The following is a 12,624-nucleotide window of genomic DNA, read 5'->3' as shown; positions in this document are numbered from 1 at the left end:
TATAGATTTTATATCTTGGAACAATCACTATGAAAATGTTATATTACTATTAACTGAAAGGGAGTACGGTTATTCCTTTCTCATGGACGTATAGAACTAATGAGGTGATATGAATGAGTAAAAAGACAATGTTTGAAAAAATCTGGGACAATCATGTGATTCACCAGGAAGAAGGAAAGCCGGGAATCTTGTATATCGATCTTCATCTGGTGCATGAGGTTACTTCTCCACAGGCTTTTGAAGGCCTGCGCCTTAGCGGCCGTAAAGTTCGCCGTCCTGAGCTGACTTTTGCGACAATGGACCATAACGTGCCGACAAAGGATCGGTTTAACATCACGGACCCGATCTCCAAGCAGCAAATCGATACGCTGACTCAGAACTGCCGCGATTTCGGTGTTACACTGTATGATCTCGAGACGATCGACCAGGGTGTCGTACACGTCATGGGTCCTGAGCTTGGATTGACCCATCCGGGTAAAACAATCGTTTGCGGTGACAGCCATACTTCGACTCACGGTGCTTTCGGTGCGCTTGCATTCGGTATCGGTACGAGTGAGGTAGAGCACGTACTGGCTACACAGTGCCTCCAGCAGGCAAAGGCTAAAACAATGGAAGTCCGCTTTACAGGCAAACGCAATCCTGGCGTTACTGCTAAAGATATGATTCTTGGCGTTATTGCTAAATACGGTACTGATTTCGCTACTGGATATGTTATCGAGTATACCGGTGAATCGATCCGTGAGCTGTCTATGGAAGAGCGTATGACGGTCTGCAACATGTCGATCGAAGGCGGAGCCAGAGCGGGTATGATCGCTCCGGATGAGACAACGTTTGAATATCTTCGCGGCCGCCAGCATGTTCCGCAGGGAGAACAATTTGATCAAGCTGTTGATGCTTGGAGAAATCTGGTGACCGATGAGGGTGCCGAGTTTGATTCCGTTGTAGAATTTGATGTTGAAACACTGGTTCCTCAAGTGACCTGGGGCACCAGCCCTGGAATGGGTACAGATATTTCTTCTAACGTGCCGAATCCTGCTGATTTCCCGACAGAAAATGAACGCAAGGCTGCTGAAAAAGCGCTGGAATATATGGCTCTGACACCGGGTACGCCGATGTCTGAAATTCCGATTGATTATGTATTCATCGGTTCTTGTACAAACGGCCGGATTGAAGACCTGCGTGCTGCGGCTTCAGTTGCCAAAGGACACCACGTTGCCTCTCAGGTTACTGCAATCGTCGTTCCAGGTTCAGGACGCGTCAAGATTCAGGCAGAGGAAGAAGGTCTGGACAAAATCTTCACAGAGGCGGGTTTTGAATGGCGTGAAGCGGGATGCAGCATGTGTCTGGCGATGAACCCTGATGTACTGCAGCCTGGTCAGCGCTGTGCTTCCACGTCCAACCGTAACTTCGAGGGACGTCAGGGACGCGGCGGCAGAACACATCTGGTATCTCCTGCTATGGCTGCCGCGGCTGCTGTCAAGGGACACTTTGTTGATGTGCGTGATTGGAATTTCGTAAGCGAAGAAGCTTTAGTCTAAGAAGGGGCGGGGAATAAACGATGCAAGCATTTACGAAAATGACCGGATTGGTTGCACCCGTAGACCGGGTCAACGTCGATACCGATGCCATTATACCTAAACAATTTCTCAAAAGAATCGAGCGTACCGGATTTGGACAGTTCCTGTTCTTTGAATGGCGTTTCGACGAGCAGGGTGAAGTAATCACGAGCTTTCCGCTTAATCAGCCTCGTTATCAGGGTGCTTCAGTTCTGATCTCAAGAGCAAACTTCGGATGCGGATCTTCTCGGGAGCACGCGCCTTGGGCGATTCTGGACTTCGGCTTCCGCGTAGTTATAGCGCCTTCGTTTGCAGATATTTTCTACAACAACTGCTTTAAGAACGGTATTCTTCCGATTAAACTGTCGGAAAGCCAGGTAGAAGATCTGTTCCAGCGTACAGCTGCGACAGAAGGATACCAGCTGAATGTAGATCTCGAAAATAAAGTGATTACAGATGAGCAGGGCCTTCGTATTGAATTCGATCTGGACGAACATCGCCGTCAGTTCCTGCTGCAGGGCCTTGACGATATCGGACTGACACTTCAGCATGGAGAAGCAATCGACGCATACGAACAGCAGCATCAGAACCGTCTGTTCGCTTAATTCGCCATGTATCGAGCTTTATATCTATAAAACTAAAAAACTTCCATATCCGGTGTAGGATATGGAAGTTTTTTCTGTTAGAATCAGAGTCAGAGAGTTCATAAGGATACATAGTCCTTGATGTGTCGTTTATTGTCCCCATGTGGCCATGTAAGGTCACGGTATCTTTACGAAAACATATCATAGAATGGTAGAGGTGTAATCATGAAAAAGTCCGGATTGCTTATGTTTTTGCTGCTTCTTTTGTTTGTGTTTGCCGGTACAGGACGAGCGGAGGCGAGTGGGACGAAAATTTACCTGGATGGAGAGCCATTAAATCTCTCATCTGATGTGCAGGTAGCGAATATCAACAACAGCATTATGATCCCGATTCGTGTCGTTTCTGAGAATCTCGGCTATAAAGTAGAGTGGAACAAAGCCAGTCAGACTGTATCCGTGCAGAACAGCAGCAAGACCGTGATCATGGGTGTCAATCAGAAAGAGGCTGATGTGAACGGAAACATCGTGAGCATGAGTATACCTCCACTGCTTCAAGGAAATACGACGCTCGTCCCGCTCCGTTTCGTAAGCAGCGAGATGGGGATGGATGTGAAATGGGATAATTTGTCCAAAGCCGTGTATCTGTCTTCGGCAGGCAGTATGTCTGATCCATGGGCAAGTGAACCGCCGTTAGGCTCTGGAAGTGTTATTAGTAATCCAGGGAATCAGCCAGAAGCTCCATCTGGACCATCCAATCCAACGGAAACGCCTGACATCAATAACTTATCGACTGTAGACGCAATCAGCTTTATGGACAACCGTTTAATGGTTGCGCTAAGTGGATCTGTAACTCCAAAGGTCAGCACTCTCACCGGACCTGAACGTATCGTTATCGATTTACCAAGTGTGAAATTTTCAGATACTTTTGTGAACAGCAATCCACTGGATGCCAAGCAGCATGGCCAGATGACATTAACCGGTTATCCGGATGTAAAGTCAGTCCGATATTCATTATTCAGCAATAATCCTTCTACTGTTCGAATTGTCTTGGATCTTAATTATTCAAAAGGATATACTGTCTCCGGTACTGAAAACGGATCCGGGCTATTGATGGTCGATCTCAACACAGCTGATCCCGGTGCAGGTTCGGTTGTGATTCCTCCTGCAGGCAGCTCCGGCAAAAAAACGGTTGTCATTGATGCAGGGCATGGGGATAATGATCCCGGTGCTGTCAGTCCTAATAAACGCAGAGAAAAAGATTTCAATCTTTCCATGGCCCTGAAGGTTGGAAAGCTGCTGGAAAAGGAGAAAGGGATCGATGTCGTCCTTACTCGCAGCAACGATACGTTTCTTGAGCTTCGTGATCGGGTAAAGATTGCTAACAACCTTAAAGCAGATGTGTTTGTGTCCATTCACGGTAACAGCAATCCATCAAGCAGCCCGAATGGTACAGAAACCTTTTACACCCGTGACAGCAGTTTGGCTTTTGCCAAGATTATGCATGAACATCTGGCTAAGGGAACCGGACTGAAAAACCGGGGGGTATCAAAAGGAAATTTCCATGTCACAAGAGAAACGGTAATGCCTGCAGCACTGCTGGAAGTCGGATTTCTGAGCAACAAAGGTGATGAAGCTCAAATGTTTAATGAAGAATTTCAGAACGTGGTGGCACAAAGCATCGTAAATGGAATTAAGGAATATCTTAAAGTACAGTAATGTACTTCATAGGGGGACGTCATTATGAGAAATGTAAAATATCTAGCAGTTGGTATGCTGACTATGGCATTGGCTGTAAGCACCGGATGTGGTGCCAAGCCGGAAGCTGCACCTGCAGTCAAACCTGCTGCAATGGAGCCGGTTACGGAAGCTAGTAAACAGCCGAACGTTGACGTGCCTGCCGATTCGACACCGACAGAGAATGAAAGTAAAGATACCCCCAAACAGGAGGACACTCCCGTGAAGGATCAAGCTCAAGGTACAGCAGGAACAACGACCGCATCGAATGATCCATCATCTAGCACCGGTGAAACCAAGCAGCAGGAAGCGCCTGCACGCAAGGAGAAAATTGTTGTATACTATACCGATCCGGATTTGATGGAGCTGAAAAAGGCATCTGCAGAGATCACGTATACTGAAGAAAAAGACAAGTATGCCAAAGCTTTCAAGGCTCTGCAAGAAAGCAGCAATGAGCAGCTGATACCGCTTTGGAGTGACAAGATCACTTTAAATGGTGTGCAGTTTGAGAACGGAGCATTGACACTGGATGTGAACAAGCCAGCTGAAGCCAATCTGGGATCCGGTGGAGAAATGTTTGCGCTGGAAGCTTTGCATAAAACTTTTTTCCAGTTTGATGAAGTGGAATCCCTTGAATTACTCGTCGATGGCAAACAAGTTGAGACGCTAATGGGTCATGTAGAACTGGAACACCCGATGACAAGAAATGCGCAATAAATGCATTTTGTCTGATAACAACATTGAAAAATGATAGGTTATACCCATTATTCTCGCCGCTGTATCTCAGCGGCGGGATTTTTTTTGGTAAAACGGGAATAATTTCGCAACTTTAGGGTCATGGTCGCGTCTATAGTGTGTCAGGTAATGTCGGACAGGCCGGGAAGAAAACGCCAATTTATGGTAGAATAAGAGGATGGTAGGGGTGAAGGATGAAGAAGTTTAGTTTGTTAATGTTTCTGTTCATCATCATGTTGGTGTTTCCTAAAGGTGCGGATGCCAGTTCATATAGTGCCAAAATCTATATGAACGAGAATGAGTTGAACTTGTCACAAGGAGTCCATGTTGAAAATATCAATGGAACGGTCATGGTGCCGATTCGTGTTATTTCCGAGAACCTTGGATATTCTGTCAGCTGGAATAAGGCGGCTCAAAAAGTAACCGTACAAGGTGGGGGCAAAACCGTCGAGATGGTGGTTGGAAGCAGCTCTGCTAATATTGACGGTAACCGTGAAAACATCGCGAAAGCGCCTGTGTTACGCGGTGGTACGACAATTATACCCATCCGCTTTGTGAGTGAGCAAATGGGCATGAATGTCAGCTGGAATAACCATGAAAAAGCGGTATATCTTATTACCCCGGATTATGTAGGTTCAAACCCTGGCGGTTCTCAAAACGGTTCACTGACTACCATTGATGGTATCAGTTTCAGTAATAACCGTTTAATGGTGGCTGCAACGGGTACGGTGAAACCTAAAGTCATGACTCTGACTTCGCCTGACAGGATTGTTATTGATATCGAGAATGCAGAATTCTCCAAGGACTTTGGCAGCAATAACAATCTTGATGACACATACCACGGAGATCTGGCTGTCACAGGATATCCGGATGTGAAATCTGTGCGATACTCGCTGTTTAACAACAATCCATCTACCGTACGCATGGTCATTGACCTTAGTTATGCAAAGAACTACACGCTGCATAATGATGCATCAGGTTTGTTTATCGTAGACTTGAACACAGCTTCAACACCTGCACCCGAGCCAGGTGCGAAAGGCAAAAAGCTGGTGGTGATTGATGCCGGTCATGGTGCTCATGATCCGGGAGCGATCAGTGTGTCCAAGAAAAAGGAGAAAGACTTTGCGCTTAGCCTGGCCCTCAAAACAGCAAAGCTGCTGCAGAATGATAAAAACATTGATGTCGTGCTTACCCGAAGTGATGATACGTTTTTGGAACTCAGGGACCGTGTGAAGATTGCGAATAATTTAAAAGCAGATGTGTTCATTTCCATCCATGCCAATGCAGGCCCTTCATCAGCTTCAGGGACCGAGACGTTTTATGAACGTTCTTCAAGCAAATCTTTGGCTAATGTTATTCACAAGCACATGCTGAAAGCAGTAGGTTTAAAAGACCGTAAAGTAAAATATGGAAACTTCCATGTTATTCGTGAAACGAACATGCCTGCCATTTTGCTGGAAGTCGGGTTTTTGACCAACAAAACAGATGAGAGCAAGCTGTTTGATAACAATGTTCAAAACCGTGTAGCCCAGTCGATTGTTGATGGTCTAAAAGAATATATTAAATAATTGGAAGATAAATGGTAAGTGGAGGTGTGCAGATGAATAAAAAAATATGGTCTGCGGCGCTCCTGGCAGCGGTTATGCTGCTGGGAACGGCATGTGGAGATAAACCTGGAGCGGCTCCCGCTCCGACGGAAGACAATAATCAGGAACCCGCAGTAACGACGCCAGCTGAGCCTAGTGAGGAACCAGAGACTCCGGCAGACAGCGAGACGCCAGACAGCTCGAATGGTGCAGGCGGTGGTGATTCCACTGCAGGCGGCGGTGGGTCAAGCCAGACCGATTCACCGGATAATTCAGCTTCACCAGATAACACAGCTGTTGAACCGGAGGAAAAGACAGAAACCATTAAAGTTTATTACACGGATCCAGATGCTATGGAGCTGCTTGAAGGATCAGCGGATATCCAGTATGAAGATGAAAAGTCCAAGCTTGAGGCCGCTTTTAAAGCACTTCAGACCAGCGACTCGGACGAACAGTATCCGCTATGGCAAAATATTGAGCTTCTGTCGCTGACATTTGAAGATGGTGCGCTTACATTGGATCTCCACATACCGGATACAGCGAATATGGGTTCCGGTGTAGAAGCATTTGCTATGGATGCGTTGAAGCAGACGTATTTTCAGTTTGATGAAGTTCAGTCCATCCAGCTGCTGGTAGACGGCAGCCAAGTGGAAAGCCTGATGGGCCATGTATCATTAAACAATCCTGAAACCCGGTAATGACGGCGGGAAGGAGATCACACACTGCTGTCGAATAATAGAAATAATGAAAGAAGAACAGCAGATTTGAAAGGGGAAACATCATTCATGCTATTAAGACGTAATAAACATCATTCCAAAAAAGTGGTCTCCGCCGTCATGGCCGGGCTAATGGTTATGGGGTCGGGTTCTGTCGCGGCATATGCGGCAGGAGAGAATACAAGTATTACGGCGGGTGCGCCTAATCTTTTCAGTGACGTGGCAAACGGATATTGGGGAGAAAAATATATTTATCAGCTGGCAGCACAAGGTATCGTTATGGGGAATAACGGAAAGTTTCGTCCAAATGATCCCGTTACCCAGCAGGAAGCTGTCACGATGGCAATCCGTTTCTTGAATATGAATGTCTCAGTTAGCACCGGCACGTCTACGGCATTACCGACAAATATGAAAGTGAATAACTACTTTGTACCGTACGTGCAATTGGCGCTTCAGCAAAGCCTGCTCGACAGGAAAAAAGAATCGGATTACAAAGATGAAAAGGTGATTTGGGGGGCGAATAAAGCTTCCCGTGAATGGATCACTGAAGTATTAATCCGCTCGATCGGCCGTACATCGGATGCGAATGCGGCAATGAACCAAGCGACGGGCTTTGCGGATAACGCCAAGATATCAGTAGATCGTCTGGGATATGTGAACGCTGCGGTTGAATTGGGTCTGGCCAAGGGAGTAAACGGCAATAAGTTTGATCCTCAAGGAGCCGTGACCCGTGCACAGCTCGCCACGTTCTTCAGCCGGGCACAAGCGTATATTGATGCCCAGTATGAGAATCAGTATGAAGGGTATGTCACTTCGATAAGCAGCGATAAGATTGAGCTGTACACAGACGGACAGAATCGTTCGTTCCCGCTGCTTCCGACTACAGCAACATTTGAAAAATCTTCTGAGAAACGATTGGCCATATCGGACATCAAGCCATATACGCAGGTGACCGTGATTGCCAAAAACGGAGCTGCGTCTTATTTGGAAATCTTAGACCCGGAGCAAAAGGTGGAGTCTTTTGAACGCAAGTACGCCAGACTGTCGCCAAACAATGTGATTTGGTTCGATACGGATAACTCTTTTGAAGAACTGTCCTATGACAGCAGCACGCTGTTTATGGATCAGAACGGAAACAAAATTGATCCGAACGATGCCAAAGCATTGGTACCGGGCAGTGTTGTCACCGTCGAAAGAGAAACATTCAGCCCTCAAAAACGAGTGGTTGCCATCCGTGTGAAGAACGGATTGGTAAACAAGACAGCAGCTGGAATCATTCAGGCTGTGGATAACACCAGCAAGACGATCACGTTCAGAGATGGTGCAGGCACGCTGGTGGAAACTTTCAACTGGAATGACAGCACACTGATCCAGTATCAGAATCAGCTTCTGAATCCAGCAGAACTGAAAGCCGGATCGATTGTGAGTTATACCGTGGAGAACAGTGTCCTGAAAAAAGTGGAAATTAATCAAAGTGTGGATCGTACGGTTACCGCCATGCTTTACGCCGTAGAGAAAAGCGGCAAGACCGTGACTTACAAACGAAACGGCAGCACACAGCTGGAAACCAAATTTCTTGCTGAGAAACCTGAACTGGCCATCAGCGGTATTGCACAGCCTGTGCTGGATGATCTGATTCCGGATGCCACTGCCGGAGACCAGGTGGAACTGACGATCAATGGTGAAGAGAAGGTCACGCGTATTGCCGTTCTTGGACGCCAGATGGAAGTGATGAATCAGGCTACAGTGGTGCGTTATGATTCCGCTAAAAACTGGCTGATGGTCAGCGACAGTGAAGGAAAACCACAAGTCATCGTCCTGGATTCGAAAACGAAACTGGATTCGTCGGCAGGGAGTACATTGTCTGCGGTGGAAGGCCTTTTGGGTGCAGGAAGAAAAGTCAATATCAAGCATTTGGGGAACCGTGCATTATCGCTTGAGATTGTCTACAAATATGATGGCAGAATACTGGACATTAATACGACTTCTAAGACGATCAGTATATTGACACTTGATGGTCAAACGGTAAAAATTCCTTACAGTAATCCTTCCGTAGAGTTGTACAGCAAACAGACAGCTGCCCTTTCGGATCTCAAAGTCGGTGATGAAGTGTCGGCACAGCTGTCAGCCAACCAGGATCTTCTGGCCAGTCTGAAGTCCAAGACATCGCTGCAGTTTGAAGTGACGGCAACAGAGCCTTCACTGAACCGTATCCGAGTGTCAAATGAAGGAGTTACCAGCATGTTCTACACGGACAAGGCTCAAATGACCGATGAGAACGGCCAAATGCTGCGGATTTCCGACCTGCGTCAAGGTTCATTGATCAATGTTCAGTTTGTGGGGACGACGCCTGTCGTCATTCAGGAAGTTAAATTGACATTGGGCCAAATCGTTAGTGTGGATGCTGCCGGAAATTCGCTCACCGTAAAAGCTTTCAACGGAGCGAATCAGCCGATTGTGATTTCCGGAGCCGTAAAAGTGATCCGGGGCGGAGCCGTATCGTCCAGCCTTTCAAGCCTTACGACCAATGATCGGGTAGAGGTTCGTAAAGATATTGATGGTACGACGATTGTAAAAGTGCTGGATTCTCTGAGCCGCTCGTTCTGGAGATATGAAAATGGAGATATCCTGGTAAAACGAACCTATACGACCGATGATTATCGCTTCCGGGCAGCATCAAACGTATTTGTTCACCAAAATGATCAGAACTTGTCCGTGCAATCCCTTAAAGAAAATGATAATATTGTACTGTATTTCAGCAACGGTTCCGTTGTAGAGGTCGTGAAACAATAGTTGTCACATGGGGAATACACGAGAAACACCGTCTTGATGCGGGATTTGCTCGCATCAAGACTTTTTTTTGCGGGAGGGACCTGATATGAACACGGCTGCCGTAAGGCATATTCTCGATACCATCGGTCAAATGTACCCCGATGCGCATTGTGAACTGAATCATGAGAATGCCTTTGAGCTGACCATTGCAGTTCTGCTGTCTGCTCAATGCACAGATGAAACAGTGAACAAGGTGACGAAAGATCTGTTCCGGAAATACAAGACTCCCCAGGATTATGTCTCGGTTCCAATTGAAGAACTGGAGCAGGACATCCGCAGGATCGGATTGTTCCGCAATAAAGCCAAGCATATTCAGAGTCTTTGCCTGATTCTGATCGAACAGTACGGAAGCGAAGTGCCGGAAGCGCATGATCAATTGGTCAAGCTGCCCGGGGTCGGACGCAAAACAGCGAATGTCGTCGTTTCTAACGCATTTGGAGTGCCGGCTATCGCGGTAGATACCCATGTGGAGAGAGTATCCAAGCGTCTCGGACTTGCAGGCTGGAAAGACAGTGTGCTGGACGTGGAAAGAAAGCTGATGAAGAGAGTGCCGCAGAACGAATGGACACTAACGCATCATCGACTGATTTTTTTCGGCAGATACCACTGTAAAGCGCAAAATCCGATGTGCCAGGTATGTCCGCTTCTCGACGTGTGCCGTGAAGGCAAGAAACGTATGAAAACGTCAGTCGTCAGGAAGAATAAGGAACAGACCGCAAGCAGCAAGAAATAGACAAAGACAAAAGAGGATGGGATTAATGATGAAATGCATCTCGGTTTATACGGACAACTTTGAATTGTTCTCGGATATTTTTGAACAGGTGGTGGAAAGCCAGCTGGAAGAAAATGAAGAAAAAGAATTGGAAGGTATCACATTCAGTCATTCCGGCGAAGCGCCGGAGCATTATTTGGAGCGTATGTCCCAAAAGCCTGAAGTTGTTGTCATGCGTGACAAATCTCGCGGTTTGACAATTTTGCAGCACGGCAATGTCTTCGAAATTCTGATTCCGGAAGCTGAAAGTGCAGCTGCATTGTAATTAACAACAGGACTGGAGTCACAGTGATTCTGCATGATCTAATTTCAAATAGCGGCCGCCCGGGATTTTTTCCTGTGCGGTCTCTTTTGCTTACAAGCCACACAATGGTACAATAAATGAATTGAAATTATACCATCCATGTCTTCAGGGATAAGGAACAGGAGCGAAGAGAACAGTGAAGGTTGTGACAGAAGTTGAAACCGGATTCACCTCCGGGCAATTACAACAAGCCATACAGCAATTTACGGAATGGAATGACGAATCCTCAGCTGCCTTGACGAAAGATCTTCTTGCCAAACAGGCTGCAGGTGAGCTGACATTAGCATTTTGCGGTCATTTTTCTGCCGGTAAATCGAGCATGATTAATGCCCTCTGCGGTACAAAAGTGCTGCCTTCCGGTCCCGTGCCTACGAGTGCAAATGTTGTGACGATTCGTAATGGCAGTCCACGGGCAAGTATTCACCGCGCCGGAGGCGGGACAGAATCGAGTCTGAATGTAACAACACAGGAACTGGCAGAGTACTGCCGCAACGGGGGCGAATATTCCTCCATCGATGTGTGGGAAGACATACCCTGGCTTGGGAAGCATGGCGTCCTGATGGATACGCCCGGCGTGGATTCTACGGATGATGGACACCGTAAAGCGACCCATTCTGCACTACACATGGCAGACGTGGTTTTTTATGTGATGGATTATAATCATGTCCAGTCTGAGAGCAATCTGATGTTTGCTAAAAGTTTGTCCGATTGGGGAAAGCCGCTGTATCTGATCGTTAATCAGATTGACAAGCACCGTGATGATGAACTCAGTCTGACTTCTTATTTGAGCGATGTGAACAAAGCGTTTGAACAATGGAAAGTACAGTACAGTGGTCTGATGTGTATTTCATTGAAAGAACACGAGCACCCGTATAACCAATGGGCCGATTTAAAGTCACTATTGTCCGCTTTACTGGAAAACCGGGATACCCTGCTGGAATACAGCGTCGCCTGCTCGCTCCGTCATGTGACAGAAAGCCATGCAGAACAGTTTATCCGCAGTCATCAGGAGGAAAAAGATGCCCTGCTGGAGGAGATTGGCGGCGAAGAAGCGATACATGCGCTGCAGATAAGGGTCCAGGAGCAGGAAAATAAATGGAACGAGGCTCGTGAATATCCGGATACCCTTGCCTCGGATCTTAGAAAAGAAGCAGATGCGCTGCTTGGAAATGCCAACCTGATGCCGGCAGATGTGAGAGACCTGGCGCTTTCCTGGCTGGAAAGCCGTAAGAGCGGATTTAAGGTCGGGTTTCTCTTTTCTGCAGGAAAGACAGAGGAAGAGAAAAACCGCCGATTGGAGCTGTTTGTCAATCGTTTGAAGCAGCAAATGTCTTCCCAGGTGGATTTTCATCTGCGCACCTTATGGAGGGAAATGGTGGAGCGCACAGCGGCATGGGATGATGCGTGGGAACAAGCCCTGGACAATGTGCTTCCTTCACTCAATGAAGAGATGCTCATACGTTCAACAGACACTCAAGCGGTCCTGTCGGGTGAATATGTGTTGAACTACTGCAAGCGGCTGGCCGAGGACATCAAGGCCGGCTACCGGCGGGCCGTGGCGGAGCTCGCCGAACGGCTCCGCACGGCGGCGGCGGACAAGAACACCGTCCGCCTGGCAGAGCTGGAGCGCCAGCACGCCGAGCTGCTGGCGCAGTCGGCGGCCTCCGCCCGCCATGCTGCACTGCAGCAGGCGGAGGCCGCCCGCACCCGTGCGGCTGCTGCGCTCGCGCCGCCGCACACCCCCCTCACCCCCGGCCTGCTGCCGGAGGTGAGGGAACCGGCTGCGCTGCCGCAGGCCGCAGCCG

10 protein-coding genes are annotated in these 12,624 nt (G+C 47.7%); all 10 read left to right on the top strand.

The window, feature by feature from the left end; genetic code table 11:
- The first annotated feature begins 113 nt into the window (after window positions 1-113).
- On the top strand, window positions 114-1,538 hold the full coding sequence (gene leuC / locus HII30_RS19750) for a 3-isopropylmalate dehydratase large subunit (RefSeq protein ID WP_169506758.1): 1,425 nt from the start codon (window positions 114-116) through the stop codon (window positions 1,536-1,538).
- 20 nt (window positions 1,539-1,558) lie between these two features.
- Complete coding sequence (gene leuD, locus HII30_RS19745; protein WP_169506757.1) at window positions 1,559-2,161, top strand: 3-isopropylmalate dehydratase small subunit; 603 nt, start codon at window positions 1,559-1,561, stop codon at window positions 2,159-2,161.
- Between the two features lie 204 nt (window positions 2,162-2,365).
- Complete coding sequence (locus HII30_RS19740; protein WP_169506756.1) at window positions 2,366-3,856, top strand: N-acetylmuramoyl-L-alanine amidase family protein; 1,491 nt, start codon at window positions 2,366-2,368, stop codon at window positions 3,854-3,856.
- A 24-nt stretch (window positions 3,857-3,880) separates the two neighbouring features.
- The gene (locus HII30_RS19735) at window positions 3,881-4,591 is read left to right on the top strand and encodes a GerMN domain-containing protein (protein WP_246246743.1); all 711 of its coding nucleotides are present in this window, start codon (window positions 3,881-3,883) and stop codon (window positions 4,589-4,591) included.
- Window positions 4,592-4,803: 212 nt separating this feature from the next.
- Entirely contained in the window at window positions 4,804-6,177 is a 1,374-nt protein-coding gene (locus HII30_RS19730; protein WP_169506755.1) for an N-acetylmuramoyl-L-alanine amidase family protein, read from the top strand.
- A gap of 32 nt (window positions 6,178-6,209) precedes the next feature.
- On the top strand, window positions 6,210-6,893 hold the full coding sequence (locus HII30_RS19725; protein ID WP_169506754.1) for a GerMN domain-containing protein: 684 nt from the start codon (window positions 6,210-6,212) through the stop codon (window positions 6,891-6,893).
- A gap of 87 nt (window positions 6,894-6,980) precedes the next feature.
- Window positions 6,981-9,704, top strand: a complete 2,724-nt coding sequence (locus HII30_RS19720) for an S-layer homology domain-containing protein (protein WP_169506753.1) — start codon at window positions 6,981-6,983, stop codon at window positions 9,702-9,704.
- A gap of 85 nt (window positions 9,705-9,789) precedes the next feature.
- On the top strand, window positions 9,790-10,476 hold the full coding sequence (gene nth / locus HII30_RS19715; RefSeq protein ID WP_169506752.1) for an endonuclease III: 687 nt from the start codon (window positions 9,790-9,792) through the stop codon (window positions 10,474-10,476).
- A 28-nt stretch (window positions 10,477-10,504) separates the two neighbouring features.
- A complete protein-coding gene (locus HII30_RS19710) occupies window positions 10,505-10,780 on the top strand; it encodes an NAD/NADP transhydrogenase alpha subunit (RefSeq protein WP_169506793.1) in 276 nt (91 codons plus the stop codon).
- A 175-nt stretch (window positions 10,781-10,955) separates the two neighbouring features.
- Window positions 10,956-12,624 (top strand): dynamin family protein (locus HII30_RS19705; protein WP_343045134.1); only part of this gene is annotated, 1,669 nt, incomplete at its 3' end.

Origin of the sequence: Paenibacillus lemnae (assembly GCF_012933385.1) — a bacterium.
Taxonomy (GTDB): Bacteria; Bacillota; Bacilli; order Paenibacillales; family Paenibacillaceae; genus Paenibacillus_AQ; species Paenibacillus_AQ lemnae.
Note: the sequence above shows the minus strand (reverse complement) of the source record. Positions and strands in the feature narration are given on the sequence as shown.

Bases quoted from the DNA above. Each gene is read 5' to 3' on its own strand.
- leuC (WP_169506758.1), top strand. From the start codon at position 114: ATGAGTAAAAAGACAATGTTTGAAAAAATCTGGGACAATCATGTGATT.
- leuD (WP_169506757.1), top strand. From the start codon at position 1,559: ATGCAAGCATTTACGAAAATGACCGGATTGGTTGCACCCGTAGACCGG.
- HII30_RS19740 (WP_169506756.1), top strand. From the start codon at position 2,366: ATGAAAAAGTCCGGATTGCTTATGTTTTTGCTGCTTCTTTTGTTTGTG.
- HII30_RS19735 (WP_246246743.1), top strand. From the start codon at position 3,881: ATGAGAAATGTAAAATATCTAGCAGTTGGTATGCTGACTATGGCATTG.
- HII30_RS19730 (WP_169506755.1), top strand. From the start codon at position 4,804: ATGAAGAAGTTTAGTTTGTTAATGTTTCTGTTCATCATCATGTTGGTG.
- HII30_RS19725 (WP_169506754.1), top strand. From the start codon at position 6,210: ATGAATAAAAAAATATGGTCTGCGGCGCTCCTGGCAGCGGTTATGCTG.
- HII30_RS19720 (WP_169506753.1), top strand. From the start codon at position 6,981: ATGCTATTAAGACGTAATAAACATCATTCCAAAAAAGTGGTCTCCGCC.
- nth (WP_169506752.1), top strand. From the start codon at position 9,790: ATGAACACGGCTGCCGTAAGGCATATTCTCGATACCATCGGTCAAATG.
- HII30_RS19710 (WP_169506793.1), top strand. From the start codon at position 10,505: ATGAAATGCATCTCGGTTTATACGGACAACTTTGAATTGTTCTCGGAT.